Below are 26,769 nucleotides of genomic sequence, written 5' to 3' on the forward strand. Positions count from 1 at the left end.
GGCCGGAGGTGAAGTTCTGCCACTCGAGCTCGAACTTGATATTGGCGTATTTGCCGTCCTTGGGCAGGTATTTCTCGAGCAGGTGAAGCTGCCGCACCACGGTGCCGGCGGTCACGGTGTTGGTGGTGGTGTCCTGGGTCCCGATCCCGATGGTGACGGTTTCTGCCGCGGCTGGCTGCGCCGCGATCCAGGACAGACAGGTGACGGACAATAAGAGCGCTTGCGTGCGGCGGACCATTCTCATCCCCGTTCGGTTGGATGGCTGATGGCGCCATGATGGTTGCCGCGTCCGCGAGCGCAAATACGGACTTCAGGCACAGGTGGATTAGTTGCCGTCAAAATCCGGTTGCGTACTCCTTGTGCAATTTTGCTCATGACAGCCGCTTGCATGAGCAGGCCAGTCAATCGGCCGCCTGGCCGCGCATCTCCTCAAGGATGTCGGGACGGCAGACGACGATCTGCGAGCGGCGGGTCACAACGATATGCTTCTCCTGCATCCGCTTCAGGCTGATCGTCACCCATTGCCGGGTCGCGCCGACCATGTGGGCGATGTCGGCGTGGGTGAAGGCGGCCGCGATCACCTTGCCCTCGGGATCGTCGACACCGTAGAGATCGACGAGATGCAGCAGCAGATGGGCGAGACGCTGGGTGATCGAGCGCGTCCCCAGCATCTGCGCCAGCGCCGAATAGCATTTGCCCTTGAAGCTCAGTCCCTCGATCAGGCCGACCGCGAGATTGGGAATCTCGGCGACCAGCGATCGCAGCTCCCTGCCAGGAAGCTGGACCACGCTGGCATTGCTGGCCGCGACGCCGGACCACTGATGTACGCCGGTGTCGAACACTTCCGGGCCGCCGACGAAATTGCCGGCATACCAGTAGGCGAGGGTGATCTCGCGGCCCTGCGGCGAGGTGTAGAACACGCGGATGCGGCCGCTCTCGATCAGGAAGATGCCGTCATGCCTGGCGCCCTGGCTGAACAGCGTCTGGCCGCGATTGAGCACCTTGCGGCGGCCCTGCTTGAGCACGAGCTCGCGCTCCCGCAGGCTGAGCCGCTCGATCAGCGATGGCGGCCCCCCGATCGACTGCTGGCTCTCGGTGAGCAGCAGCGACGACGTCGTGACCGCACGCGCTGATGTCAGAGAGGACGGAACGCCATCCGCAGCCGATTTGGCCGCCTGCAGCAACATGGTCTGCCTCCGCATTGATCAACCTGACCGAAAGCGGAGCAATGTTCGTGCCACCCAGCCGCAGCAGGCGCCAGCTCAGACGCCGGCGAGTTCCCGCAGGTAAGATGCCGGGAAGATGCCGCGATTGTGGCCGTCGGAGAAGGCGATGTTGAAGCCGTAGCCGAGATTGCCGACGCCGATGATGCCGATGCCGGGGAATCGTGCCGGAAACCGGCCGTCGAAGCGGGCGCGCTGGCAATGCGCGCAGCGGCAGGACAGCCGCAGCCGTTCCGCGGAGACCACGACGCTCGCCCCATCCGTGGTTCGCAGCAGCAATGACGAGAGATCGGCGCTGATCTCGCCGTCGGCGATGTCGGCAGCGATCATGGGACCTCCTGGTTGTGACGAGACGCCCGATGCAGACTAGCGGCAGCGGCTCGGACTGGGCCAGCAACTAATTGCCTGGATCGACCGAAAGCCGTCGGAGCAGGGCGGCCGGGCCCGGCGCTTGCGATCCGCGCGACAAAGTTTGCAACTAATCCACCGGCGGCGCGCGTTCGAAATTGCCGAACCCGATCGTTTCCGCGACATCGTCCTCATCGACGATGCAGGGCGCGTTCGCGCGCCGCCAGGAGATGATGATGAGCGCCTTTCAGACCGCGACGGTGCTGTCGGTCCGGCACTGGACCGATTCGCTGTTCAGCTTCACCGCCACCCGCGATCCCGGCTTCCGGTTCCAGAACGGACAATTCGCCATGATCGGCCTCGAGGTCGACGGCAGGCCGCTGGTGCGGGCCTACAGCATGGCGAGCGCCAACCATGAGGAGGAGCTGGAGTTCTTCAGCATCAAGGTCGCCGACGGGCCGCTGACCTCGCGGCTGCAGCAGATCAGGCAGGGCGACCAGATCCTGGTCGGACGCAAGGCGACCGGCACGCTGATCGCCGGCAATCTCATTCCCGGCAGGCGGCTATTGCTGTTGTCGACCGGCACCGGCCTCGCGCCGTTCGCCAGCCTGATCAAGGATCCCGACATCTACGACAGCTATGAGAGCATCGTGCTGGCGCATGGCTGCCGCCAGGTCTCCGAGCTCGCCTATGGCGAGCAGCTCGTCGACAAACTGCGGGATCACGAGCTGTTCGGGCCGCTGGTGCGCGACAAGCTGCTGTATTACCCCACCGTCACCCGCGAGCCGTTCCGCAACCGCGGCCGCATCACCGACCTGATCGCCACCGGGCAGATGTTCGCCGACATCGGCGGACCGGATCTCGACCGCGACACCGACCGGGTGATGCTGTGCGGCAGCCCGGCCATGCTCGCCGAGCTCCAGGCCCTGCTCGAGCAGCGCGGCTTCACCGAAGGCAACCACAGCACGCCCGGCCATTTCGTCGTCGAGAAGGCCTTTGTCGAGCGCTGACCTCCGGGGGGAGGGAAATCGTGGTCCGGCGACAACTAATTGCTATCGCCGGACACCGAGCTGAACAAGTCTGACCCGAACCGGCGCCCAGCCGGCCAAGCAGGAGCATAGAATGGCAATGGATGAGATCGTCGACGGACTTTCGGAGGTGTCCTGCGACGTGCTGGTGATCGGCGGCGGCACCGCCGGCCCGATGGCGGCCCTCAAGGCCAAGATGAAGAATCCCAAGGCCAACGTCGTTCTGCTGGAGAAGGCGAACGTCAAGCGATCCGGCGCGATCTCGATGGGCATGGACGGCCTGAACAACGCCGTCATCCCGGGCTACGCGACGCCGGAGCAATATACCAAGGAGATCACGATCGCCAATGACGGCATCGTCGATCAGAAGGCGGTGTATAAATACGCTCAGAGCTGCTACTCGATCATCGAGGAGCTCGACAGCTTCGGCATCAGGTTCCTCAAGAACGAGAACGGCGACTATGCCGTCAAGAAGGTCCACCATATCGGAACCTATGTGCTGCCGATGCCCAATGGCGAGACCGTCAAGAAGGCGCTGTATCGCCAGCTGCGCCGCGCCCGCATCCTGATCTCCAACCGCTACATGGCGACGCGGCTCCTGACGTCGAGCGACGGCCGCATCGCCGGTGCGATCAGCGTCAACACCCGCACCGCCGAGCTCCTGGTGATCAAGGCCAAGGCCGTGATCCTGTGCATGGGCGCCGCCGGCCGGCTCGGCCTGCCGACCTCGGGCTACATGTTCGGCACCTACGAGAACGCAGCGAACTCCGGCGACGGCTATGCGATGGCCTATCATGCCGGCGCCGCGCTCGCCAATCTCGAGTGCTTCCAGATCAACCCGCTGATCAAGGACTATAACGGCCCGGCCTGCGCCTATGTCGCCGGACCCTTCGGCGCGTATACCGCCAACAACGAGGACCGTCGCTTCATCGAATGCGACTACTGGTCCGGCCAGATGATGCTGGAGTTCTACAACGAGCTTCTGTCCGGCAAGGGACCGGTTTTCCTGCAGCTCAAGCATCTGCACGACAAGACGATCGAGGAGATCGAGCAGACCCTGCACAAGGTCGAGCGGCCGACCCGCGGACTGTTCCAGCAGGGACGCGGCGTCGACTATCGTAGGGAGTCGATCGAGATGCACATCTCCGAGATCGGATTCTGTTCGGGCCACAGCGCATCGGGCGTGTTCGTCGACGACAATGCCCGCACCACCGTCCCCGGGCTCTATGCCGCCGGCGACATGGCGAGCGTGCCGCACAACTACATGCTGGGCGCCTTCACCAACGGCTCGTTCGCCGGGCTCGACGCGATGGAGTTCGCCGACAACCACGATTTCGGCGAGATCGACGCCGCCGAGATCGCGCTGGAGCGGGAGCGTGTGCTGGCGCCGACGAAGCGCGAAGACGGCATCCCGCCGAACCAGATCGAGTACAAGACGCGCCGGCTGGTCAACGACTATCTGCAGCCGCCGAAGGTGACGCGGAAATACGAGCTCGGCATGCGCCGGCTCGCCGAGGTGCGCGAGGACATGCAGGAGCGCATGATCGCGCGCAACGCCCACGAGCTGTTGCGTGCGCTCGAAGTGCAGTCGATCATGGACTGCGCCGACATGGCGGCCCATGCCTCGCTGTATCGCGAGGAGAGCCGCTGGGGCCTCTATCACTGGCGCACCGACTTCCCGGAGAAGGACGACGAGAACTGGTTCTGCCACACGCTGCTCAGCAAGCGGGACGGCCGCATGACCAGCGAAAAGCGCGCGGTGCAGCCCTATGTCGTCCCGATCGCCGACGACGAGAAGGACCTCTACGACAAGCAGCGCATCCGCGCCAGCGCCTGACCGACAACAAGGAGAAACAGACATGCCTCTCGCGACCTATCAGACGTCGGTACCCGTCGTCGTCGACGACGCCAAGTGCATTGCCGACAAGGGCTGCACGGTCTGCGTCGACGTCTGCCCTCTCGACGTGCTCCGGATCAGCGACCTGACCGGCAAGGCCTACATGGCCTATGACGAGTGCTGGTACTGCATGCCCTGCGAGGCGGACTGCCCGACCGGCGCCGTCACCGTCAACATCCCCTATCTCCTGAGGTGATCATGTCGAGCCCGTTCGAATCCTACGACGATCTCGACGATGCCGACGAGCGGCTGCAGGCTGCCGATCCGGCGGAGCGGCGGGTCGCGATCATCGCGCTCGGCCATTCCGGCGATCCGGCGGCGGTTGCCCATCTCGCGCGCATGGTCACCGATCCCGATGCCGGGGTGCGCCAGCAGGTCGCGATGGCGCTCGGCGAGTTCGACGGGCCGGAGGCGGCGGCCGCGCTGGTGGCGCTGCTGGTCGATCCGGAGCGCATCGTGGCCTCGGCGGCCGCCGACAGCCTCGCCGAGTTCAAGGATCCGGCATCGGCGGATGCCATCCTGCCGCTGGTCAAGCACGGCCATGCCTTCGTGCGCATGGGGGCGCTGCGCGCGCTCAAGGAGCTGCGGCGCAAGGACACGCTGAAGCCGGCGCTGGAGGCGCTGCAGGACGGCGACGCAGCGGTGCGGGTGCAGGCGATCGGCGTGATCGGCTTCCTCAAGCTCGAGGAGTCGATCCCGGCGCTGACCGCGCTGATCGGCGATTCCGATGCGCATGTCCGTCGCGCTGCCGTTAGCGCGCTGGCCTTTTCTCATATGAAGATCGCCGCGGAGACCATCACTAGGGCGCTCAAGGACTCCGATTGGATGGTGCGCGAGATGGCGGCGGAGACACTCGGACTCAACGTCAACGGCGCCGTCGCAGCTGATGCATTGGTGGCCTGTCTGGCGGATGAATTCTGGCAGGTGCGTCTGAAGGCGATACGCAGTCTCGGGCGTATGAAGGTGTTGCACGCGGTACGGCCGATCGGCCATTGCATCACCCACGAGCAAGCCAATCTGCGCAAAGAGGCGGCGGCTGCACTCGGCGAGATCGCGGCTCCCGACGGCGAGCCGTTCCTCGCTCTGGTCGCCGATGATCTCGATCCCGACGTGCGCAAGAATGCAAGATGGGCGCTGCAGCAGATCGCCGCGCACAAGGCGAGGGCGGGCTCGTAGAGTGGCGGTTTGGGTGGCTACCTCGCTATTTGACTTTGAAAAAGCAACAAGGATCTTCTTGGGTGCCAAGGCGCTGATAGTCAGAACAAGCGCTTACGACTGCCGGATCTACGATGCGGAGAGGTCGTTTTATCTTGCCGTCCAGCTCGCCTTCCAGCTCGCTTCCCGCTCATGGGCGCCGTTATCTGGTGTGAGAGCAGGTCAGACGACACGGAATCGCGCCGCGAGCGACCACGCCCCGACCACGTTCCAGCACGATATCTTGCCGAACTTGTCTTCATACCGGCGACAAAGCTGGAAGAGCTGGTCCGGATTCTCATCCTGTCGGTCGTCTGCGTCTTCGACCTATGGCCGTGGCATTGTTGCTGGCTGCTGGCGCTCACTCGGGGCGAGCCATTTCGTCTTGGCGACCGTAGGTCAACCAGGACGCCGGAGCTATTGAATATGATACGGCAAGGAATGGTCGCGGAAGCTCCATCTCCAGACCAACTCAATCCCAGCCTTCACCACTGCATGCGCAGCAGATTCCGCACGGCCGGTCGCCATTCGCCGGTCATTGTGTACTCCAACCCAAGCCGCGCGCCGCAGCTGATCGCGAGCATCGTCAGTGGTGCGGACAGCGCCAATGTCGAGAAGGCGGACAGGCCCTGGCCGATGGTGCAGCCCATGGACATGATGCCGCCGGTGCCCATCAGCAGCGCGCCGATCATGTGGCGCTTCAGCTCGCGGGCATCGTCGCAGGCCTCCCAGCGGAAGACGCGCGAGAACATGGCTGCCACGAACGAGCCAAGGATGACGCCGGCGACCGAGCCGATCGCGAAGTCGGCGTGGCTGCCGGAGAGCGTGGCGATGTAGAGCACGGTGTTGCCGAGCGGAGCGACGAAGGTGAGGGAGGCCACCCGCTCGGGGTCGAAATCATCATGGCCGAGCCAGCCGGTTGCAAACCAGCCGAAGGCGACCGCGCCGCCGACGGCGAGACCTGACAGCAGCAGACGTGGTGATCTCACCAGCTGGCCATCAGCCAGGGCCCACGCCGCAAGCGCCACCGCGACGAGCGAGACGATGACAGGCCGCGCGTAGGAGCCGATGGCTGCGGACATCAGCGTGTCCATGCCCTGGTTGATCGCCTCCGGCAGATGTACCGACAGTGGCTCGATCAAACCGACGCGCACGAATCCAGTGAGGCCACGCATCGCCGCCAGCGCCGAGACGCCGAGCACGAGAAAGACGACGATCGCGCGTAGGTCACCGCCGCCGATGCGGACCAGGGTCCCAAAGCCGCAGGTGCCGACCAGCGCCATGCCAATCCCGAACAGCAGGCCGCCGAGGATGGCGCCGCCGAGCGGAATGGAGGCGGTCAGGTAGATCGAGCGGGAGAGATCGACGAGTCCGAAGCTGGCAAGCAATTGCGTCGCAACCAGCGCGACCGCCGCGGCCAGGGCGAATGATTTGAGCCGCCGCGTATCGGCGCCGAAGAAAGCATCCTCGAGCATCGCGAGCGTGCAGAAGCGACCCGCACGGCCGGCGACACCGAGCACGGCGCCCGCCAGCAGCCCGCACAGGAACGTCATTGCTGACGGACTGAGCATTCCTCCCGATGTCCTTGTTCTCGTCCAGGCGATTGTGCGCCAGGATTGACAGCGAAGCCAGACCTCTTGCGAAGGCCGCTGCCGGCGTTCGCGTTTGTTCGTTGCGTGCGCGTCTGAGGATATCGCAGCGCAGAAAGATGGGTCAGCGGCGGCGCTTGCGGACCGGCTCGCAGAAGACGTCATAGATCGCGGTCAGGATCTTGCGCACGTCCTCGCTGGCAAGACTGTAATAGATCGTCTTGCCGTCGCGCCGCGTCGTGACCAGCCGGTCGAGCCTGAGCCGGGCGAGCTGCTGCGACACCGTCGATTGCCGCTCGCCCAGGAACTGCTCGAGTTCGGTGACGGATTTTTCGCCCTCGGACAGGATGCACAACAGCAGCAGCCGGGACTCGTGGGACAGCGCCTTCAGCATCTCGCTGGCCTCGCGCGCCTTCTCGATCATCTGCTCGAGCTCGGCGGAGGTTTCGATGTCCTTCAACTTCGGCAGCGGCATGAATTTGGGATCCTCGATTGTTCGTCAGGAGCGGCCCGGCGTCCCGCTTGTAGCATTGATGATGCGGCCGAGCAGCCCAAAGAAGAACGCGTCGCCCGGATAGCCGCGGATCCGGCCGATCTCGTGGCCCTGGTCGAGCACCACGAAGGTCGGCGTGAAGGCGCCGGGGTCGATGCCGGCGAGATCCGCCGGCAGCTTCTGGGTGAGGTCGACCCGCCGCAGGGGAAGGGCCCGCCCTTCGTCGGTCTTGGCGTAAATCGGGGCGATCTCGGCATTGAACCGGGCGCACCAGCCGCAGCCGGGGCGCTCGAACATCACGAGCTCGGAGGCGAGCAGCGGCGAGGACAGGCACAGCAGAGCAATCGCCGCCGGGGCCAGCGTTGCGAGCCTGCGAAGCGTGAATTGACCGGACATGCCGCCATCCTCTCTGGACACGCCTTCCGAGTTATCATTAAATTCGAATATGTACCAGTGCGTGAATTCCGAATCCTGCCGTGCAGGCGGGTCCGCAGCACTGGGCGCGGGGAGGACAGATGGATCTCGACGTTACGCTCGGCGCAGCCCTTGCCGCCGGCCTCCTGTCGTTCCTGTCCCCCTGCATTCTGCCGCTGGTCCCGCCGTTCCTGTGCTACATGGCCGGCGTCTCGGCAGCCGATACCATCACCGAGGGCGGCGTGGTTCAGCGGCGGCGGACGGTGCTGACGGCGCTGTGCTTCGTCGCCGGATTCTCGCTGGTGTTCGTCGGCCTGGGGGCGACAGCTTCCGTCTTCGGGCGCTTCATCGCTGGTCATCTCGGCCAGCTCGGCATCGTCGCCGGGCTCGTCATCGTCGCCATGGGGCTGCATTTTCTCGGGGTGCTCAGGATACCCCTGCTGTACCGCAGCGCGACGATCGATGTCGGCCGCAAGCCCGCCGGCCTGCTCGGCGCTTTCGTGATGGGGCTCGCCTTCGCGTTCGGCTGGACGCCCTGCGCGGGGCCGGTGCTCGCGGCCGTGCTGATGATGGCCGGCGCGGAAGCCACAGTGGGGAAGGGCGCGCTGCTGCTCGCGGCTTATTCGCTTGGAACGGGCATCCCGTTTCTGATCGCGGCCGCCTTCACCGGACAGTTCATGACGATGCTGAAGGGGATCAAGCCGCATCTGCCTCTGGTCGAGAAGACGATGGGCGGCTTTCTCGTCCTTACCGGAGCCGCCTTTCTCGCCGGTGTCATTCCGGAGATGTCGCAATGGATCTTCGAGCGCTTTCCCTCGCTCGCCACGATCGGCTGATCAGCCATAGCCGAAGTCGAGCAGGTTGACGAAGGATTGCAGCTCGATCTCGTAGCGATGCACAAGGCCGGCATCGCCCTCGCGCGCGGCGCGGCCGATCTCCTGGGCGCTCGCGGTGGCACCGTCGATCAGGCGGCGGAATTCGGCCTGGCTTGCGATGTCGGATGCAGCGAGGCTGTTGCAGCGCTGCAATTGCATACGCAACGCGGCACCCGCCTCGACGACCTCGCCAGGCCCAGCCTTGGTCGAGGCGAACCGCGCCGCGACGTCGCGCAGCCCGTTCATGGCCGGGGCGAGCTCGAACACGCAGTCGCTGAGCTCCATCACGCCGGCATCGCGTCTCATGGCGTGGATCGACCGGCGCAGCGCGGCGATGTCCGCCGCGGCACGGGCGCCATCACCGGCGGTCAGCGCTTCGTCGGCTTTGCTGAGGCGATCGTTGCCGCTGGCGATCAGCTCCGCAAGCGATGTGCCCGGATAGGGGGCCGCCGCGCGCGCGGTCAGTCCGCCGAGCTTTGCCCAGGCCCGACGGGCATCGTCGAGTTCGATCTGCGCAAGGCCGATATTGCCGGTGCGCGCATAGCTCGCAGCGGTGCGCAGGCTGGCCATCGCCGCCGGGATCAGCGCGGTGATGTCCGCGTTCTCTGCGGCCTGCGGATGGACGCTCGGGGCGAGACACGACAGCACAAGGGACAGAATGATGGCGCGGCGCAGCATCGAATGTCCTTTTCACATTCTATTATTCGAATATGGTGTAGCGAACTTCAGCCGATTTGGCAAAGCGCGCGAGCAGGCTCATGACCTCGAATTCAATGATGACGCGGCGCGGCCTGATTGCCGGGCTGTCTGCCGCGACCGTGCTCGGCGCTTTGCCGACGCTGGCGCGAGCGGACGCGGTGCTCGGCGACGATGGGCTGTATCATCAGTCGTGGTTCCTCAACAGCTTCCTCGATCTCCGCGAAGATCTCGACAGCGCGGCATCGGAAGGCAAGCGGCTCGCGATCATGTGGGAGCTGCGCGGCTGTCCGTATTGCCGAGAGACGCATCTGGTGAACTTCGCCGATGCTGCCATCGCCGACTACATCCGGGCAAACTTCGAGGTGATGCAGCTCAATCTGCTAGGCGCCCGCAAAGTGACCGACTTCGACGGCGAGGAGCTCACCGAGAAGGAGCTCGCCGAGCGCTACGCCATCAGGTTCACGCCGACTTTCCAGTTCTTTCCGCCCTCAGCGGACGGCGTCGCCGGTAAGGAGCCGCTCGCGCGCGAGGTCGCGCGCGCGCCGGGCTATCTGAAGCCGCCGCACTTCCTCGCGATGTTTCGTTTCGTGCGCGAAAGGGCGTATGAGCGCGGCACGTTCCGCGACTATCTCGCCGCCTCCAAAGGTTGAGTGCGCCGCCGCATCGAATTCGGTTGACACTCATCATATTATCAAATCATAATCTATGAATATGAAGGGCCGTAAGCTCGTCGCATCAGCAGGCGAGGGGAAGCCTCGTCGGTCAGGGTGGAAACATGCGCCGTTTGATTCCGGCCGCCTTGTTCTGCGCGTTGTTCTCGGCAACAGCGCGAGGTGACGAGCCGATCAGGCTTGACGTCGTCGACTATGCAATTCCAAAATCCCTGACGGGCGCGCCCGGCAATGCCGATGCCGGCAAGAACGTTTTTTTGACGCGGACGCTCGGCAATTGTCTCGCCTGTCATCAGGTCTCGGCGTTGAAGTCCGAGGAGTTTCACGGCGAGTTCGGTCCGTCGCTCGACGGCGTCGCGACCCGCTACAACGCGGCGCAGTTGCGCCTGATCGTTGCCGATCCCAAGCGGATCTTCACCGACACGGTGATGCCCGCTTTCTACAAGAACGACGGCCTCAATCGCGTGCGTCCCGAGTTTGTCGGCAAGCCGGTTCTCACCGCCGCGCAGGTCGAGGACGTCGTAGCCTATCTCGAAACATTGAAATAACCGCCTCTGGAGGATGATGCATGGGCGCAATCAACAGACGACAGGCGTTCCTTCTCGGCGGCGGTTTCGTCGCGTTGACGGTGCTGCCGATGGCCGCCAACGCCGAACCGAGCAACGATGCGGCCGAGCTGATCAAGAAGTTCACCGGCGGCAAGGAAGCCACGAAGGGCAAGATCACGTTCGATCTGCCTGAGATCGCCGAGAACGGAAACACTGTGCCGCTCGCGCTCACGGTCGAAAGCCCGATGACGGCCGAAAACTACGTCAAGGAAGTGCTGTTCGTGGCCGATGGCAATCCCAACGCCGGCGTCGCGACGCTGATGTTCACGCCGATGTCCGGCAAGGCCGAGGCGTCCATCCGCATCCGCTTAGCTCAGACCCAGAACGTGATCGCGGTAGCCAAGATGAGCGACGGCTCGCTGTTCACCGAGCGCAAGACGGTCAAGGTCACCATCGGCGGCTGCGGCGGCTGAGACAGGGGAGAGAAAGACATGGCAGACAAGCCGCGGATCAAGCTTCCGAAGGAAGCGAAGAAGGGCGAGATCATCCAGATCAAGACGCTGGTCTCGCATCTGATGGAGTCGGGCCAGCGCAAGGACGCGCAGGGCAAGCCGATCCCACGCAAGATCATCAACAAGTTCAGCTGCGAGTTCAACAGCAAGCCGGTGTTCTCCTGTGCGCTGGAGCCGGCCATCTCGGCCAACCCTTACATCCAGTTCGACGCCCGGATCGACGAGGAAGGCACGTTCAGGTTCGCCTGGACGGATGACGACGGCTCGGTGGTGACGGCCGAGGAAAAGATCGCGTTGAAGGCCTGACCGGCATCGTGTGATCGCTACGGGAAGTGACGGATGTCCATTCGCTACGGTTCTCTTGCTGTCCTGGCCACGGCCGCGCTGACCCTCTCGGCCATCGCGGTGTTCGGCCAGGAGGCGGAACGGATGGGCATTCCGGCGCCTCCCGGCCACGTCTTCAAGACCATCATCTCGGGCTACCAATTCCGCACCAAGGAAACGCGCGCTCTCCAGGACGACGACCTGGAGAACCCGGGCTTCCTCGCGGTGGAGCGGGCCGCCGACATGTGGAAGACGGTTGACGGCAGCGAAGGCAAGTCGTGCATGAGCTGCCATGGCGAGGCCGAGACGACCATGAAGGGCGTTGGTGCTGCCATGCCCAAATGGAGCGAGAAGCTCAACAAGCCGGTCAATCTCGAGCAGCAGATCAACATCTGCCGCAGTGAGCACATGAAGGCGCAGCCCTGGCCGTTCAAGTCCAAGGAGTTGACGGACATGACGACCTTCGTCCGCTTCCAATCGCGCGGCATGCCGGTGGCGGTGAAGACCGACGGTCCGATGTCGCCCTGGTTCGAGAGGGGCAAGGAGATCTACTACACCAGGGTCGGCCAACTCGATCTCGCCTGCGCTTCCTGCCATGAGAAGAACAACGGCAAGTTCATGCGAGCCGATTTCCTCAGCCAGGGTCAGACGAACGGCTTTCCGACCTACCGGCTGCGTGATCAGCGCCTGGTCCCGCTGCACGAGCGCTTCGAGGGCTGCATGTTCGACGTTCGCGGCGTGCCCTATAAGCCGCTGTCGGACGAGTTCCTCGCGCTCGAGATCTACGTCGCCTGGCGCGGCATCGGCCTGCCTGTCGAGACACCGTCGGTCCGCAACTAGCGGCGGACACAAGGATAGACATCATGATATCGCGTCGCGAATTCGTTCAGGTCGCATTGGCGGCGGCTGCCTTGACGGGCGGCACGTCCCGGGCCTTTGCCCAACAAAAGCTGACCGAGAAGGAGCTTCTGGCCTTCGAGCCGGTCGGCAATGTCACGCTGGTGCATGTCACCGACATCCACGGCCAGCTGATGCCGCTGTATTTCCGCGAGCCGTCGACCAATCTCGGCGTCGGCGACGCCAAGGGCCAGCCGCCGCATATCACCGGCAAGGACTTCCTCACCCGCTTCGGCATCGCGCCGGGCTCGTCGGCGGCCTATGCGCTGACCTCGGAGGATTTCGAGGCGCTGGCCAAGACCTATGGGCGCATCGGGGGGCTCGACCGCGCCGCGACTGTCATCAAGGCGATCCGCGCCGAGCGCGGCGACAAGGTGGTCCTGCTCGATGGCGGTGATACGTGGCAGGGATCATGGTCGTCGTTGAAGACCAGCGGCCAGGACATGATCGACTGCATGGCGCTGCTGAAGCCGGATGCGATGACCGGGCATTGGGAGTTCACTTACGGCACCGAGCGCGTCAAGCAGGCGGTGGACGCGCTCGGCTTTCCGTTCCTCGGCCTCAACATCCGCGACACCGAGTGGAACGAGCCGGCGTTCGAGGCTTCGACGATGATCGAGCGTGGCGGGGTCAAGATCGCGGTGCTCGGCCAGGCCTTCCCGTATACGCCGGTCGCCAATCCGCGCTGGATGATTCCGAACTGGTCGTTCGGCGTTCGCGAGGAGGATGTTCAGACCCAGGTCGACAAGGCGCGCAAGGACGGCGCCGGCCTCGTGGTGCTGCTGTCGCACAACGGCTTCGACGTCGACCGCAAGCTGGCCAGCCGGGTCAAGGGCCTCGACGTCATCCTCACCGGTCACACCCATGATGCGCTGCCTGAAGCGGTCAAGGTCGGCAAGACCTTGCTGATCGCGTCGGGCTCCTCGGGCAAGTTCGTCTCACGGCTCGATCTCGACGTCAGAGACGGCGAGGTGAAAGGCTATCGCTACAAGCTGATCCCGCTGTTCTCCGACGTGATCAAGCCCGATCCAGCGATGGCTGCCAAGATCGCCGAGGTGCGCAAACCGTTCGCCGCGGATCTCGCGCGTGCGCTCGGGCGGACCGAGACGCTGCTGTACCGCCGCGGCAATTTCAACGGCACGTTCGACGACCTGATCTGCCAGGCGCTGCTGCAGGAGCGCGATGCCGAGATCGCTCTGTCGCCGGGCTTCCGCTGGGGCACCAGCGTGATGCCGGGCCAGGACATCACCTTCGAGGACGTCACCAACGCCACCGCCATCACCTATCCCGCAGTGTATCGCATGGGCATGACCGGCACGCGTCTCAAGGAGATCATCGAGGATGTCGCCGACAATCTGTTCAACGTCGACCCTTACTACCAGCAGGGCGGCGACATGGTCCGCATCGGCGGCATGTCCTATGCGATCGATGTCAACAAGCCGCAGGGGCAGCGCATCTCCGACATGCGCCTGATCAAGACCGGCGCGGCGATCGATCCGGCGCGCGAATATCAGGTCGCGGGCTGGGCCAGCGTCAATGAGGGTACGCAGGGACCGCCGATCTGGGAGGTCGTGTCGAGCTATCTGCAGCGCCAGAAAACCGTGCGTCTCGAGCCCAACCGGGCCGTCAAAGTCTCCGGAGTGTGACGACGATGTCCAAGGACAAATCGCTTTCCTCAGCCCCACGCGCGTCGCGGCGCGGCTTCCTGACCGCGGCAGGCGGCCTCGCGGCCACGGCGCTGGCGTCGCAAGCGCGTGCCGGCGCCGGCAATCCTGCCAATCAGCCGCCGAACGTGCCGGAATGGACCCGCACGCTCGGCGAGGGCGTCGCGGTTCGCCCCTACGGCAAGCCGTCGAAATTCGAGAAGGACGTCATCCGCCGCGACGTCGAATGGCTGACGGCGTCGCGCGAATCCTCCGTCAGCTTCACGCCGCTGCATGAGCTGGAAGGCATCATCACGCCGAACGGACTGTGCTTCGAGCGTCACCACGGCGGCGTCGCCGAGGTCGATCCGGCCGATCACCGGCTGATGATCCATGGCCTGGTCGAGCGGCCGCTGCTGCTGTCGCTCGACGAGCTCAAGCGCTACCCGCGCGTCAACCGCATCCATTTCATGGAATGCGCGGCCAATTCCGGAATGGAGTGGCGCGGCGCCCAGCTCAACGGCTGCCAGTTCACCCATGGCATGATCCACTGCGTGCAGTACACCGGCGTCTCGCTGCGCACGCTGCTGGAGGAGACCGGCGTCAAGCCGAGCGGCAAGTGGCTGCTGGTCGAGGGCGCCGACTCCGCGTCGATGGATCGCAGCCTGCCGATCGAGAAGGCGCTCGACGACTGCATCATCGCCTACAAGATGAACGGCGAGGCGCTGTATCCCGAACAGGGCTATCCGATGCGCCTGGTCGTGCCGGGATGGCAGGGCAATCTCTGGGTCAAGTGGCTGCGCCGCATCGAGGTCGGCGATCAGCCCTGGCACACCCGCGAGGAGACGTCGAAGTACACGGACCTGCTGCCGAACGGCAAGGCGCGCCGTTTCACCTGGTCGATGGACGCAAAGTCCGTGATCACGAGCCCGAGCCCGCAGGCGCCGATCAAGCACGGCAAGGGCTTTACGATCGTCTCGGGCCTGGCGTGGTCCGGCAACGGCAAGGTCAAGCGCGTGGATGTGTCGCTCGACGGCGGCCGCAATTGGTGGCCGGCGCGGATCGATGGCCCTGTGCTCGACAAGGCGCTGACCCGCTTCTACTACGAGTTCGACTGGAACGGCGAGCCACTGCTGCTGCAGTCCCGAGTGCAGGACGAGACCGGCTACGTCCAGCCGTCCAAGGCTGAGCTGCGCAAGGTGCGCGGCTACAACTCCATCTATCACAACAATGGCATCCAGACCTGGCATGTGCAGGCAAACGGTGAGGTCGAGAATGTCGAGGTCGCCTAAGCTGATTATTGCAGTCGCGTTAGCCACCTTCGCGGGCTCGGTTGCGCTCGCCGGTGGTCCGCAGGAGAAAATCGCGGCCAAGACCGAGGCCAAGACCGAGGCGAAGACGGAAGCCAATGCGCCGCAGCGCTTCAACATCGGCCGCGCGCCGACGGTCAAGGAGATCCGCGGCTGGGATATCGACGTGCGGCCGGACGGTCAGGGCCTGCCGATCGGCAAGGGCAGCGTCGCCCAGGGCGAGAAGCTGTTCATGGACAATTGCGCCAGCTGCCATGGCGAGTTCGGCGAGGGCGCTGGCCGCTGGCCGGTGCTGGCCGGCGGCAAGGGCTCGCTGACCTCGGACAATCCGGTCAAGACGGTCGGCTCGTACTGGCCCTACGCCTCGACCTTGTTCGACTATGTCCGCCACGCGATGCCGTTCGGCAGCCCGCAGTCGCTGAAGGTCGACGAATACTACGCCCTGGTCGCCTATGTGCTCTATCTGAACGATGTCATCACCGATCAGAACTTCGAGCTGACCGACAAGAATCTCGCCACCATCAGGATGCCGAACGAGGGCGGCTTCATTATGGACGACCGGGCGACCAGCGAGAAAGCGTTCTGGCAGAAGGATCCTTGCATGAAGAACTGCATCGCGCCGGTGAAGATCACCGGACGGGCAACCGCCGTCGATGTCACGCCCGAGGACAAGGACGGCAAGCCGCGAGGCGTCGAGTGACGATGGCCGGATGCAGCCGCCGCCAGATGCTGCTGGCGGCCGCATCCGTCACGCTTGCCGCAAGCGGGGCCGTTTCCATTGCCGCGGCAGCGGAGCCGCACCGGCTCGCGCTGCAGATCAGCGATGAGGATCCGGCCAAGATGCGCGCGGTGCTCGACGTCGCCGCCAATGTGTCCCGGCACTATTCGGGCGAGGGCGACGAGGTCGAGATCGTGGTGGTCGCGTTCAACGGCGGGCTCGACATGCTGCTGGCCGACCGCTCGCCGGTGAAGGAGCGCGTGCTCGGCTTCGCCAAGTCGATGCCCAATGTGAGCTTCATCGCCTGCGGCAACACCTTGGAGACGCTCGCGAGCAAGGAGGGCCGGCAGCCGCCTCTGCTCGACGGCGTCACCGTCGTCAAGACCGGCGTCGCGACCCTGCTGGAGCTGTCGGAGAAGAACTGGACGATCGTGCGTCCGTGAAGGAATTTGCGATGCGGTGGTGGCTCGCTCTCGTCGTCTGTCTCGTTGCGTCGGTCACGCTGGCCGCTGAGGAGCCGCGTGAACTCCTGATCGGTGGCCGCACGGCGCTCGCCACGCTCAGGCTGCCGGCTCAATCGAGGCCGGATATGCCTCTGGTTCTGATGACGCACGGCACGCTGGCGCACAAGGACATGGAGACGATCCAGGGCTTGTCCAAGGCGCTGGCCGAGCGCGGCATCGCCTCGCTGGCGCACAACCTCGTGCTCGGGCTCGACCGCCGCACCGGCATGTACGACTGTGCCCAGCCGCATGACTACGCGCCGGATGATGCGATCGAGGAGATCGCCGCCTGGCTCGCCGAGGCGCGCAAGACCGCGTCGCGGATCTTCGTGCTCGGGCATTCCCGTGGCGCCAATCAGCTCGCGCGCTATCTGGTCGCCAACCCGAAAGCGGCCATCGAGGGCGCGATCCTGCTGGCGCCGGCGACGGCAGGTATCGAGACCAGCCTCAAGGCAGCCTACGCGGAGAGTTACGGACAGCCGTTGGCGCCGGTGCTCGACAAGGCCGAAGCCGCTGTATCTACAGGGCGGGGCGGCGACTGGATGTCGGTGCCGGGCTTCATCTATTGCCGCAATGCCAAGGTGACCGCGCGCGCCTTCGCCGCGTTCTATCGCGCCGACCGGCGCCAGGACACGGCGGCACTGATCGCGGACGTCAGTGTCCCAATTCTGGTGCTGGCGGCCGCGCAAGACAACACCGTGCCGGACGTGGCCGCGTCGTTCGCGCCGCTCGCCGCTCGCGCCGCCAGCCGTGTCCTTTTGGAGACGATCGACGACGCCGATCACTTCTTTCGCGATCTCGCCGCCGAGGATGCCGCTGATCACATCGCAGGATTCATTGCAGCCGCGCGTTAGGAGTGACCATGGAACGACGATCCTTGATGCAAGCCGGGCTTGCCAGCCTGTTCGGACTTTTGGGTGTCGGCGGCGCCCGCGCCGCGACGGAGTCTCCGCGCCAGCGCGTCGCCTATCATCTCGCCGACCAGGATCGCGCGATGTTCGTGCTCGGCAACATCCAGAACCATGTCGACGGCACCGGAGGGCCCGGTCGCGCCGACATCCGGCTGGTGATCCACGGTCCGGGCTTGCGGGCCTTCCACGCGATCTCGGCCGACCAGACCATTGCGACGCTGGCGGAGCGTCTCATGAAAGCCGGTGTCGGCTTCGATGCCTGTGCCAACACGATGAAGGCGCAGGGAGTAAAGCTCGACGATCTCTTGCCCGGCTTCGCGGTGGCGGAGAAGGGCGGGGTGGTGCGCCTCACCGAGCTGCAACAGAGCGGATATGCCTATCTGCGCCCGTGACGGGCGCGTATGTCTCAGCCGATGCCGCCCGGCGCGTTGAGCGGCAGACAGAACGACGAGAGCGCCCGTGCTCACCGCATTGATCGACCTGTTGGGTGAGGAGCTGGTGTCGCTGCTGTGCGGGCTTGCGGTCGGCGGCGCGTTCGGCTTCTTCGCCCAGCGCAGCCGCTTCTGCTTGCGGGCGGCGACGATCGAGTTCGCGCGCGGGCAGGGCGGGCCGCGTCTGGCGGTGTGGCTCCTCACTTTCGCCTCGGCGTTGCTCGGCACCCAGGCGCTGGTGGCGATGGGTCTGCTCGACGTCTCCGAAGCGCGCCAGCTGGCGCAGCAGGGAAGTATCTCCGGCGCGATGATCGGCGGCACCCTGTTCGGCTGCGGCATGATCCTGGCGCGCGGCTGTGCCAGCCGGCTCCTCGTGCTCTCGGCCAACGGCAATCTGCGAGCACTGCTGTCGGGCCTGATTTTTGCGGTGACCGCGCAATCCGCCTATCATGGCCTGCTCGCGCCGGCGCGCGAGTGGCTCACCAATCTCTGGCTCGTCGACGGCGGACCGTCGCGCGACATCATGAGCCTGTTCGGCGGCGGCACGCCGGAGAAGCTCGGCTTCGGCATGCTGTGGTTCGTGGCCGGCCTCGCTGCAGTGTCGAAGTTTCAAGTCGGCGCGAAGGTCTTAGGTGCGGCCGTGGCCGCGGGCGCGGCAGTCGCCGCGGGCTGGCTGCTGACCTATCAGCTCGGCCAGGCCTCGTTCGCGCCGGTGCCGCTCAAGAGTTTGACCTTCAGCGGCCCGTCCGCCGAGCTCCTGATGCAGGTGCTGACCAGCCCGCGGTTGAAGCCGGGCTTCGACCTCGGCATCATCCCAGGCGTCTTCCTCGGCTCGTTCACTGCCGCGGCGCTAGCCCGCGAGCTTAATCTCGAAGGCTTCTCCGACGGGCGTGGCATGCGGCGCTATCTGATCGGCGCCGTCCTCATGGGGTTCGGCGCGATGCTGGCCGGAGGCTGCGCCGTTGGCGCCGGCGTGACTGGAGCGTCGGTATTCGCGCTGACCGCCTGGATCGTGCTCGGCGGCATGTGGATCGGCGCAGCAGTGACCGATTTCGTCGTCGACCGCTGGCTGCTTGGTGCCAAACAGGTGCAAGGCGAGGTGATGCCGAGCGCGGCGACGCCATCATGATTTATATTCACACGTGCGAATGTACGTATATAATGCGCGGCATCAGTGCGGTGTGCGCCGCGCGCCAGCAGGGAGGACAGGCGTCATGACGATCATGACCGACGTCGCAGTCGGAGATGCAAGGAAGTCCACACGGATCGATTGGTCGCCTTATCTGGTCGGGGCCGGTATCGGCGTCCTCAGCTGGGTGGCCTTTGCCGGGTTCGGCGATCCGCTCGGCGTGACGACGGCGTTTTCCCGCGTGGCCTCGCTGTTTGCCGCGCCGGTGGTCGGATCCGACGTCGTCGCCGCCAACAGCTATTGGAAGTCGATGCCGCTGAAATGGGACTACGGCGTTTGGTTCCTGGTCGGCATCCCCCTCGGCGCATTCCTGTCTGCGGTCATCTCGGGAACGTGGCGCCTCGAGCTGGTGCCAGAGGTCTGGAAGCAGCGCTTCGGTCCCTCGGTGTTCAAGCGCTTCGTCGCCGCCTTTGTCGGCGGCATCGTCATCATGTATGGCGCGCGGCTGGCCGGAGGCTGCACCAGCGGACACGGTATTTCCGGCGGGCTGCAATTGGCGCTGTCGAGCTGGCTGTTCCTGGCGGTGATGTTCGCGACCGGCCTTGTCGTGTCGCGCCTGATGTTCCGCAAGGTTTGAGAGGGAGAGAGGTCATGACATCTTTGATGAGCATCGCCGGCCCGATCCTGATGGGCGCCGTGTTCGGCTATCTGCTGCAGCAGGGCAAGGTCACAAGCTGCAACGTGATCGAGAACCAGTTCCGGCTGCGCGATTTCACCGTCCTGAAGGTGATGGGCACCGCGATCGTGGTCGGCGGCATCGGCGTGCTGCTGCTGGTCGACACCGGCAACACCAAATACTACGTCAAGGATGCCAACATGCTGGCGGTCGCCCTCGGCGCGGCCTTGTTCGGCATCGGCATGGTGGTCTACGGCTACTGCCCAGGCACCGCTCTCGGCGCCATCGCCAGTGGCAGCGTCCACGCGGCGGTCGGAGCCTTCGGCATGATCGTCGGCGCCATCCTGTATGCGCTCAGCTTTGACTGGGTGAAGGCTCACATCCTCAATGTCTGGGCGCTCGGCAAGGTGCGGCTGCCCGATATCACCGGCGTGCCGGATGGTGTCTGGTTCGCCGCGCTCGCGATCGGCGCCGGCGCGTTCTTCTTCTGGGTCGAGGCTTCGGAGGCCAAGGCGAGGCGCGCGCAAGGTCAGGCCGCTCTGCCCGGTCTGCCCATCATCAACAGTCGAAAGGTTCATCCCATGCTGGCAGGATTGTTCAACAAGCTGACGGGATCGACCAGCGTGCCGGCCATCGAGCATGACGAGCTGGTCACGGCGCATCAACAGCGCAGCTGCGTCATCGTCGACGTCCGTGAGCCGCACGAGTTCAAGGGCGGCCATATTCCGGGTGCGATCAACCATCCGCTGTCGCGTTTCGATCCGGACAGCCTCGTGCACGACAAGCCGGTGGTCCTGATCTGCCAGGCCGGCGGCCGTTCGGCCACGGCATTGCGGCGAGCGATGGCGGCGGGGCGGCAGAACATCCGCCACTACGCCGGCGGCATGAGCCGCTGGCGCGCACAGGGCGGTCCGGTCGCCTAGGCGGTCGGTCCGGATCTGTTGAACATCACGCCAGCAGCGTGCTTGACGACGGCCGTCACTTCCGCGCCGCCTTTCGCGCGTCGGCGATGGCTTGCTTGAACGCCTGGGCGTTGGGCGCTCCGGGCACGCGGAAGCGGCCGATGATGAAGGCCGGGGTGCCTTGGAAGCCCAGGCCCATGGCCTGCTCGTGGTTACGGGCGAGGATGGCATCGATCTCGCTGTCTTTGGCGGCGAGATCGGCCTTGGCGTGCGCGAGGTCGATCCCCGCCGCAGAGAGCGCTGCGTCGGCGTTCGCCTCGGAGAGCTTGTCCTTGAGCGAGATCAGCGCCTCGTGGGCTTCGGCGAACTTGTCCTGGTACTTCGCCGCAAGCGTCATGCGGGCTGCGTAGATCGATGGGCCGCCGAAGATCGGCCAGTCCTTGAAGATCAGGCGGACGTGACCGTCGTCGCGCACCACCTTCGCGAGCTCCGGGCTGATCTTGCGGCAATACGGACATTGGTAGTCGAAATACTCGACGATCGTGATGTCGCCGTCGGCGTTGCCGAGGACTGGAATGGCGGGATCGCGCAGAATGCGCGCCTCGCTCAGAATGTCGCCGTCGTCATCCTCGGCGCAGGCCTGGAGCGGCAGCATGGCAGCGCTGAGCAGCATCAGCGTCGCGAGCGATGCGGCAAAGGTCTTCCTGGTCATCATGTCTTGTCGGTCTCCTTTGGCGGGATGGTCGATGCGGTGTCGATGGCGTCGAGCACGATCTGCCGTGTGAGCAATTCGGGCAGCACGATGCCGGCGGGCGCGCCGGGGCCGAACACGACGTTGAAGGGCAGGCCGTAGCGGCCGAAGGATTGCAGGTAGGCCGCGATCCTATCGTCGTGCGAGGTCCAGTCCGCCCTGACGGCAACGACGTCAGACGTGAGACGGCTGCGCACGGCGGTGCTGTCGATCACGAGCTTCTTATTGACCTTGCAGGTCACGCACCAGCTGGCGCCGATGTCGACGAACACGGTATGGCCGGCGCGGACCTGGGCCGCGACGTCTGTCGGCACCAGCGGCCGCCAGGCGATTTCGCCCGATTGTCCAGGGCTGTCCGGCGGACTGATCACGGTGGCGGCGATCAGCATAAGCCCGATCGCGACGATGACGCCCGCACCGGCAGCCGTTCGCCGCGCCGGAAAGCGCAGCATCGTCAGGATCAGCGCGAGCACCAGCAGGACGACGGCGAGCACGGCCGCGGTCGCAACGCCGCTGATGTCCGCGAGCACCCGTAGCAGCCACGATGCCGTGGCGATCATCGCGAGGGCCGCAATGGCGCGTAGCGTCAGCATCCAGCGCCCCGGCCGAGGAAACAGCGCGGCCAGGCACGGCGCCGCCGCAAGGCCGAGATAGGGGGCGGCCATGCCGAGCCCGAGGGCGGTGAACACTAGCAGGATCTGCGGCGCCGCCTGTGACAGCGCGAACGTGACGGCGGTGCCGACGAACGGCGCCGAGCAGGGCGTCGCGAGCAGCGTCATGACAAAGCCGTTGACGGCGTGACCCGCCATCGTGTTGCGGCCTGTGGCGCCGCCGATGCGGCCGGCGATTGACCAGGGTAGGCGGATCTCGAACAGGCCGAGCAGGTTGGCGCCGAAGGCGGCGAGCACGACGATCATTGCGACGAGGAAAGCCGGTTGCTGAAACTGCAGCCCCCAGCCGACATCCGCGCCCGCGGCTTTGAGGCCGGAGAGGACCACGGCGAGAGCCACGAAGGACGCGATGATCCCCGCGGCCGTCGCCAGGAAGGCCGGACGCCGTGATGGCGCGTGGGCGGGATTGTGATCGACCAGGGAAACGAGCTTCAGCGACAGCACCGGAAACACGCAGGGCATAAAGTTGAGGATGAAGCCGCCGAGCAGCGCCACGCCGAGGATGCTCCAGATCGATGCCGCAGCGGCCTTCGGCCTTGCCGGTGCTGACTTGGCGGCGACAGCATCAGCGTCCACGGGCAGCGTGGCTTCGATCGCGCGGTCGCCATCGACCAGCGTGACGCGTAGCATTTGTCCGGCGGCGGCCTGATCGAGGCCTCGCAACGGCACATGGATCGTGACGGCGCCACCTGAGCTGTTGCTGACTTGAGCACGACCGCCGGACACCGCCTCATTGCCGTCGACGAAGACGTCGGGTGCGCGCAGCGGTGGCGTGGCCCGGGCCTCGAGACGCAGCTCCGGTTTGGGCTGGCGCTCGATGCGTAGCGCGGTGACGGAGAGGCCGGGCGCGGTCTCGCGCGGCACGCTCTGCCGCCATCGCTCGATCAGGGCCTGTTCGTTCAGCTGATGCGACATTGCCGGGATGTCGGCTTCGAGCTGCGTCTCCTGCTGGGTGCAGATGATCGAGCAGACGAACAGCACTGCCTTCAGCTTGAGATGCGCGGGCGCAGCTTGATCCTGAAAGCGCACCCGCAACGGAAGCAGGACGTGCTCCTCATAGCCGAACGTGTCGATGTCCTGCTCGCTGAAGCGGCGTGGCGCCGGCCATTCGACCGTGACATCAGCGACATTGGCGGACCCGGTCCAGTCGAACTCCGGTGGCGCGCCGGCGTCGCCCGCGGAGCGCCAATACGTATGCCAGCCGGCGTCGAGCCCGACGTCGAGGCCCGCCCAGGCCGTCGTCACACCGCCGTCCGCGCGAGCGACGTCGCCGACCACGAGGCGCGTGGCGAGGTTCGGTTGAGGCCGCGACGCGCCGGCGCTCGCGGCCGTCGTCGCAGCAAGAAGCGCGCCCAGCAGGAGGCCGAGCCAGCGAAGATGGCGGATGGACATGATGATCTCCCTGCGCCGTCGGCGCATGTCGCCAGCGGTCGTGCCGCGCGGTTCGACACAAGGCGGCCAAAGACGAGGCCGCGTTGCTCGATCCGTTCGATGCGCGATCGATGATGGAATTTCGTTCGCTCCAGCCGCAGCGTTACGCCGCGCGCGAAACGATGATCAGGAGCGGCGACAGGGAGGACGGTAGGGGGAGGACGCGTGGCATTGCGTCGTCAGCGCGTCATGCCGGGGATGCCACGACAGCGTCCGGGAGGCGGGCAGCGGCTGCGCCGTCGCGCCGTCATCCGCGGGGAGCGCGGTGAGGCCCGCTGCGGCGAAGGGACAGAGGTTGATGGTCCCGGGGAGCACGGCCTTCCTGCACGGCTTCGGCGCGGATGTCGTCGTCGACGACCATTGCTGCGCATGGACGCCGTCGGCCGTTGCAGCATCGAGCGTGCCGAGCAGCGGAACCAGGCTCATGGCGACCGCGACCAGCGCCGCCACGAGGCGACGAGTCAGCACGGGCACCTTGAAACCTGATCGCCTCATCTTTGGCCTTCTTCTCCGGCGCAAACAGGTCGCGCGGACCGCTCTTGTTTGGCAACTGACATCTTCGTGACGCCGCGATCGCGCAACCGAGGTCACAGCGCGTTGATGGGCACTTTCAGAAAGGTCTTTCCACTTTCGTCGGCGGGAGGAAAATGTCCAGCGCGGATGTTCACCTGCAGCGAAGGAATGATCAGCCGCGGCATGCCCAGCGTCTTGTCGCGGGCCTCGCGCAGGGTGACGAACGCGTCCTCCGTCATGCCGTCGCGGGCGTGGATGTTGTGGAGGCGCTCGTCGCCGACGGTGGTCTCCCAGCGCACCTCACGTCCGTCAGGACCGTAGTCGTGGCACATGAACAGCCGGGTCTCGCGCGGCAGCGTCTCGAGGATCCTGCGGATCGACCGGAACAGCGTCCGCGCGTCGCCGCCGGGGAAATCCGCGCGAGCGGTGCCGCCGTCGGGCATGAACAGCGTGTCGCCGACGAACGCCGCATCGCCCATCACATGCGTCGCGCAGGCCGGCGTGTGGCCGGGCGTGTGCATCACGAAGGCGGTCATCTGCCCGACCTGATAGGTGTCGCCGTCCTTGAACAGCCGGTCGAACTGGCTGCCGTCGCGGCGAAACTCGGTGCCTTCGTTGAAGACCTTCCCGAACGTTTCCTGCACAATGAGGATGTGCTCGCCGATGCCGATCTTGCCGCCGAGCCTGTCCTGGATGTAGGGCGCTGCCGAAAGATGATCGGCATGCGCATGCGTCTCGATCAGCCATTCCGGCCGCAGATTGTTCATCCTGATGTAGTCGATCAGCGTGTCCGCCGACCGGGTGCCGATCCGGCCGGCCGCATAGTCGATGTCGAGGACGGGATCGATGATCGCACAGGACGGCGATGACGGATCCTTCACCACATAGCTGATCGTGCTGGTGTCCGGATCGAAGAAGCCGGCCACCTTGGGCCGCACGCGGAGATCGATCGGATAGGACATGGCTGCTGCTCCACGATGAAGCTCCGGGGCGGCATCGCCGCCCCCGTGCCCTCTGTCATCCTGCGGGTCTAAGACGTCGGGCTCGACTTCGTTCCGCAGGTGTTGATGCCGAGCAAGGCGTAGGGCGGACACCAGCCGATCAGCGCGGTGCCGAGCGGGATCAGGCCGAGCAGGCCCCACATCGTCTGCGGGCCGACGAACATCAGACTGAGAACGGCCAGTCCGACGATGATCCTGAGCAGCCGGTCGATCTTGCCAACATTCCGTGTCATGTGACGCTCCCCTCTGGCGTTGCGATGGAGCAAACGTAAGCGGCAGGCGGACGAGGGTCTGTAACTAAGTCACCGAGACAGTCGAATTTCTAGCCGTGCTGGGCCAGCCGCGCGAGCGCCGGCCTGTCGGTGATCTCGACCACTCCGCGAGCCACTCGCAACCAGCCGCGCCTGGCGAATTCGTTGAGCTGGCGGCTGATCACCTCGCGGGCGCTGCCGAGCTCGTTGGCCAGATCCTGGTGGGTGGCGACCACCTGCTGTTTCGCGCCGGCAAGCTCCAGCAGTTTCTGCGCCAGCCGGACGTCGATCCGTTCGAACGCCACCTCCTCGATGACGCGAAACAGGTTCGTGACCCGGCGGCTGAAGGCGGTGAACACGAACTGGCGAAAGTCGCGCGAGGTGGCGATCAGCCGGTCGAACAGCGCACGTGGAATCGCCACGGCGCGGATCGGCGTCTCGGCGATGCCCTCGGCCTGGTATTCCTCATAGCCCATCAGGCAGGCGGTGGTGAGCGCGCAGCTCTCCCCGGCCTGGACGCGGTACAGCACGATCTCGCGCCCGGACTCCGACGTCTGCTGCACGCGAATGGTGCCGTCCAGCAGCAGCAGGAACGATTCCGGCGCCTGGCCGGGCCCGAAGATACGGCTGCCTTCGGGAAGCTCGACAATGAGGCTCGCCTCACGCAGCTGAGAAAAAATCTCCGCCGGCAGCTGCCGCAGCGGCGGGAAAGCGTCCGTCCAATCTCGATTCGACGACATCACGACACCCGACGGTGGCAGACCGGCTGCATCCGCTCTGCCACAGGATTGCGAGCGGGTCGAGGGACGTGCCCAGGCCAGCGCGACTTTTCATCGCTTTGCGCTTGGTCGCAGCCGATACAGGAACGCCACGCAAGATCTGGCGCAGATCCTGTCACCATGGGAATCGAAGCGGCGCGAACCTGATCCCGCCTGTTGTTTCGCAGCTCTGGATGTCGACGCCGCTTGGTGGAGCAGCAGGACCAGTTCTCGGCTGAAAGGCACGACGGCCCTGCAAAGCGCCTCAAAATGGATTCCACTCGATCAACTTGCTGATCACAGGCATGTCTTCTCCGCCGCTCCGAGCGCACCACCGTCTCTCCCGCAAATCCAGATCTGTTGCCGGTCCGTTCCGGCGTGACCCGTGTGGCCGAGGCGCGAGACGATGGTCCCGCGGCGCGATGGCGTCCGGGTCATGGCGGTCGTTTCGCCCTCGC

31 protein-coding genes and 1 pseudogene are annotated in these 26,769 nt (G+C 65.5%); 19 read left to right on the forward strand and 13 right to left on the reverse strand.

Annotation, left to right across the window (positions count from 1 at the left end):
• The 3 genes and pseudogenes from BRAS3809_RS03790 to BRAS3809_RS03800 all read right to left on the reverse strand — a co-directional run.
• Window positions 1-238 (reverse strand): annotated as a pseudogene (locus BRAS3809_RS03790) (ABC transporter substrate-binding protein); the annotation flags it as partial.
• Between the two features lie 163 nt (window positions 239-401).
• Window positions 402-1,187: a Crp/Fnr family transcriptional regulator gene (locus BRAS3809_RS03795; RefSeq protein WP_008960783.1), complete on the reverse strand. Its 786-nt coding sequence runs from the start codon at window positions 1,185-1,187 to the stop codon at window positions 402-404.
• Between the two features lie 75 nt (window positions 1,188-1,262).
• Complete coding sequence (locus BRAS3809_RS03800) at window positions 1,263-1,553, reverse strand: gamma-butyrobetaine hydroxylase-like domain-containing protein (RefSeq protein ID WP_008960784.1); 291 nt, start codon at window positions 1,551-1,553, stop codon at window positions 1,263-1,265.
• 254 nt (window positions 1,554-1,807) lie between these two features.
• On the opposite strand from BRAS3809_RS03800, the gene BRAS3809_RS03805 reads away from it, so the two are divergent.
• The 4 genes from BRAS3809_RS03805 to BRAS3809_RS03820 all read left to right on the forward strand — a co-directional run bounded on the left by BRAS3809_RS03805 (window position 1,808) and on the right by BRAS3809_RS03820 (window position 5,672).
• Window positions 1,808-2,581: a ferredoxin--NADP reductase gene (locus tag BRAS3809_RS03805; RefSeq protein ID WP_035655227.1), complete on the forward strand. Its 774-nt coding sequence runs from the start codon at window positions 1,808-1,810 to the stop codon at window positions 2,579-2,581.
• A 112-nt stretch (window positions 2,582-2,693) separates the two neighbouring features.
• Window positions 2,694-4,436: a fumarate reductase/succinate dehydrogenase flavoprotein subunit gene (locus BRAS3809_RS03810; RefSeq protein ID WP_008960786.1), complete on the forward strand. Its 1,743-nt coding sequence runs from the start codon at window positions 2,694-2,696 to the stop codon at window positions 4,434-4,436.
• Window positions 4,437-4,458: 22 nt separating this feature from the next.
• Window positions 4,459-4,692: a 4Fe-4S dicluster domain-containing protein gene (locus tag BRAS3809_RS03815; RefSeq protein WP_008960787.1), complete on the forward strand. Its 234-nt coding sequence runs from the start codon at window positions 4,459-4,461 to the stop codon at window positions 4,690-4,692.
• 2 nt (window positions 4,693-4,694) lie between these two features.
• On the forward strand, window positions 4,695-5,672 hold the full coding sequence (locus BRAS3809_RS03820; RefSeq protein ID WP_035655219.1) for a HEAT repeat domain-containing protein: 978 nt from the start codon (window positions 4,695-4,697) through the stop codon (window positions 5,670-5,672).
• 503 nt (window positions 5,673-6,175) lie between these two features.
• On the opposite strand, the gene BRAS3809_RS03825 is transcribed toward BRAS3809_RS03820, so the two are convergent.
• The 3 genes from BRAS3809_RS03825 to BRAS3809_RS03835 all read right to left on the reverse strand — a co-directional run bounded on the left by BRAS3809_RS03825 (window position 6,176) and on the right by BRAS3809_RS03835 (window position 8,168).
• Window positions 6,176-7,261, reverse strand: a complete 1,086-nt coding sequence (locus BRAS3809_RS03825) for a YeeE/YedE family protein (RefSeq protein ID WP_035655221.1) — start codon at window positions 7,259-7,261, stop codon at window positions 6,176-6,178.
• A gap of 142 nt (window positions 7,262-7,403) precedes the next feature.
• Window positions 7,404-7,754 (reverse strand): ArsR/SmtB family transcription factor, encoded by a 351-nt coding sequence (locus BRAS3809_RS03830; protein ID WP_008960790.1) that lies wholly within the window; start codon window positions 7,752-7,754, stop codon window positions 7,404-7,406.
• A gap of 24 nt (window positions 7,755-7,778) precedes the next feature.
• Window positions 7,779-8,168 carry a thioredoxin domain-containing protein gene (locus BRAS3809_RS03835; RefSeq protein ID WP_008960791.1) on the reverse strand — a complete coding sequence of 130 codons (390 nt, stop codon included), beginning with the start codon at window positions 8,166-8,168 and terminating at the stop codon, window positions 7,779-7,781.
• 119 nt (window positions 8,169-8,287) lie between these two features.
• Between BRAS3809_RS03835 and BRAS3809_RS03840 the strand changes: the two genes are divergently transcribed.
• Entirely contained in the window at window positions 8,288-9,022 is a 735-nt protein-coding gene (locus BRAS3809_RS03840) for a cytochrome c biogenesis CcdA family protein (protein WP_008960792.1), read from the forward strand.
• Here the strand turns inward: BRAS3809_RS03840 and BRAS3809_RS03845 are convergent, their stop codons facing one another.
• Window positions 9,023-9,739, reverse strand: coding sequence for a hypothetical protein (locus tag BRAS3809_RS03845; RefSeq protein ID WP_008960793.1), 717 nt, complete (start codon window positions 9,737-9,739; stop codon window positions 9,023-9,025).
• Window positions 9,740-9,834: 95 nt separating this feature from the next.
• On the opposite strand from BRAS3809_RS03845, the gene BRAS3809_RS03850 reads away from it, so the two are divergent.
• The 14 genes from BRAS3809_RS03850 to BRAS3809_RS37575 all read left to right on the forward strand — a co-directional run bounded on the left by BRAS3809_RS03850 (window position 9,835) and on the right by BRAS3809_RS37575 (window position 20,956).
• Window positions 9,835-10,410, forward strand: a complete 576-nt coding sequence (locus BRAS3809_RS03850; protein WP_008960794.1) for a SoxW family protein — start codon at window positions 9,835-9,837, stop codon at window positions 10,408-10,410.
• Window positions 10,411-10,535: 125 nt separating this feature from the next.
• Window positions 10,536-10,979 (forward strand): sulfur oxidation c-type cytochrome SoxX, encoded by a 444-nt coding sequence (gene soxX, locus BRAS3809_RS03855; protein ID WP_035655223.1) that lies wholly within the window; start codon window positions 10,536-10,538, stop codon window positions 10,977-10,979.
• Window positions 10,980-10,999: 20 nt separating this feature from the next.
• Complete coding sequence (gene soxY, locus BRAS3809_RS03860; protein WP_008960796.1) at window positions 11,000-11,452, forward strand: thiosulfate oxidation carrier protein SoxY; 453 nt, start codon at window positions 11,000-11,002, stop codon at window positions 11,450-11,452.
• A gap of 18 nt (window positions 11,453-11,470) precedes the next feature.
• On the forward strand, window positions 11,471-11,797 hold the full coding sequence (gene soxZ, locus BRAS3809_RS03865; RefSeq protein ID WP_008960797.1) for a thiosulfate oxidation carrier complex protein SoxZ: 327 nt from the start codon (window positions 11,471-11,473) through the stop codon (window positions 11,795-11,797).
• A gap of 33 nt (window positions 11,798-11,830) precedes the next feature.
• On the forward strand, window positions 11,831-12,655 hold the full coding sequence (gene soxA, locus BRAS3809_RS03870) for a sulfur oxidation c-type cytochrome SoxA (RefSeq protein ID WP_008960798.1): 825 nt from the start codon (window positions 11,831-11,833) through the stop codon (window positions 12,653-12,655).
• 23 nt (window positions 12,656-12,678) lie between these two features.
• Complete coding sequence (gene soxB, locus BRAS3809_RS03875; RefSeq protein WP_035655224.1) at window positions 12,679-14,358, forward strand: thiosulfohydrolase SoxB; 1,680 nt, start codon at window positions 12,679-12,681, stop codon at window positions 14,356-14,358.
• Between the two features lie 5 nt (window positions 14,359-14,363).
• A complete protein-coding gene (soxC, locus tag BRAS3809_RS03880; RefSeq protein ID WP_008960800.1) occupies window positions 14,364-15,647 on the forward strand; it encodes a sulfite dehydrogenase in 1,284 nt (427 codons plus the stop codon).
• Window positions 15,586-16,365 (forward strand): c-type cytochrome, encoded by a 780-nt coding sequence (locus BRAS3809_RS03885; RefSeq protein ID WP_035655225.1) that lies wholly within the window; start codon window positions 15,586-15,588, stop codon window positions 16,363-16,365. Before soxC ends, BRAS3809_RS03885 begins: the two co-directional genes overlap by 62 nt.
• Window positions 16,366-16,391: 26 nt before the next feature.
• Complete coding sequence (locus tag BRAS3809_RS03890) at window positions 16,392-16,826, forward strand: DsrE family protein (protein ID WP_008960802.1); 435 nt, start codon at window positions 16,392-16,394, stop codon at window positions 16,824-16,826.
• An 11-nt stretch (window positions 16,827-16,837) separates the two neighbouring features.
• Window positions 16,838-17,740 (forward strand): alpha/beta hydrolase, encoded by a 903-nt coding sequence (locus tag BRAS3809_RS03895; RefSeq protein ID WP_008960803.1) that lies wholly within the window; start codon window positions 16,838-16,840, stop codon window positions 17,738-17,740.
• Window positions 17,741-17,748: 8 nt separating this feature from the next.
• A complete protein-coding gene (locus BRAS3809_RS03900; RefSeq protein ID WP_035655226.1) occupies window positions 17,749-18,189 on the forward strand; it encodes a DsrE family protein in 441 nt (146 codons plus the stop codon).
• Window positions 18,190-18,256: 67 nt separating this feature from the next.
• Window positions 18,257-19,357 carry a YeeE/YedE family protein gene (locus tag BRAS3809_RS03905; RefSeq protein ID WP_008960805.1) on the forward strand — a complete coding sequence of 367 codons (1,101 nt, stop codon included), beginning with the start codon at window positions 18,257-18,259 and terminating at the stop codon, window positions 19,355-19,357.
• Window positions 19,358-19,451: 94 nt separating this feature from the next.
• A complete protein-coding gene (locus BRAS3809_RS03910) occupies window positions 19,452-19,994 on the forward strand; it encodes a YeeE/YedE thiosulfate transporter family protein (protein ID WP_008960806.1) in 543 nt (180 codons plus the stop codon).
• 50 nt (window positions 19,995-20,044) lie between these two features.
• Window positions 20,045-20,956, forward strand: coding sequence for a YeeE/YedE thiosulfate transporter family protein (locus BRAS3809_RS37575; protein WP_283805750.1), 912 nt, complete (start codon window positions 20,045-20,047; stop codon window positions 20,954-20,956).
• Between the two features lie 55 nt (window positions 20,957-21,011).
• On the opposite strand, the gene BRAS3809_RS03925 is transcribed toward BRAS3809_RS37575, so the two are convergent.
• From BRAS3809_RS03925 to BRAS3809_RS03950, 6 genes are all read right to left on the reverse strand, one after another.
• Window positions 21,012-21,647, reverse strand: a complete 636-nt coding sequence (locus BRAS3809_RS03925) for a DsbA family protein (protein WP_008960808.1) — start codon at window positions 21,645-21,647, stop codon at window positions 21,012-21,014.
• Complete coding sequence (locus BRAS3809_RS03930) at window positions 21,647-23,749, reverse strand: protein-disulfide reductase DsbD family protein (RefSeq protein ID WP_008960809.1); 2,103 nt, start codon at window positions 23,747-23,749, stop codon at window positions 21,647-21,649. The genes BRAS3809_RS03925 and BRAS3809_RS03930 overlap by 1 nt, the downstream gene beginning before the upstream one ends.
• Before the next feature lie 165 nt (window positions 23,750-23,914).
• Window positions 23,915-24,283, reverse strand: a complete 369-nt coding sequence (locus tag BRAS3809_RS03935; protein ID WP_008960810.1) for a hypothetical protein — start codon at window positions 24,281-24,283, stop codon at window positions 23,915-23,917.
• A gap of 92 nt (window positions 24,284-24,375) precedes the next feature.
• A complete protein-coding gene (locus BRAS3809_RS03940; RefSeq protein ID WP_008960811.1) occupies window positions 24,376-25,263 on the reverse strand; it encodes an MBL fold metallo-hydrolase in 888 nt (295 codons plus the stop codon).
• Between the two features lie 68 nt (window positions 25,264-25,331).
• The gene (locus tag BRAS3809_RS03945) at window positions 25,332-25,535 is read right to left on the reverse strand and encodes a YgaP family membrane protein (protein ID WP_008960812.1); all 204 of its coding nucleotides are present in this window, start codon (window positions 25,533-25,535) and stop codon (window positions 25,332-25,334) included.
• 89 nt (window positions 25,536-25,624) lie between these two features.
• Window positions 25,625-26,293, reverse strand: a complete 669-nt coding sequence (locus BRAS3809_RS03950; protein ID WP_008960813.1) for a Crp/Fnr family transcriptional regulator — start codon at window positions 26,291-26,293, stop codon at window positions 25,625-25,627.
• Window positions 26,294-26,769 lie beyond the last annotated feature (476 nt).

The organism is Bradyrhizobium sp. STM 3809 (assembly GCF_000239795.1).
Taxonomy (GTDB): domain Bacteria; phylum Pseudomonadota; class Alphaproteobacteria; order Rhizobiales; family Xanthobacteraceae; genus Bradyrhizobium.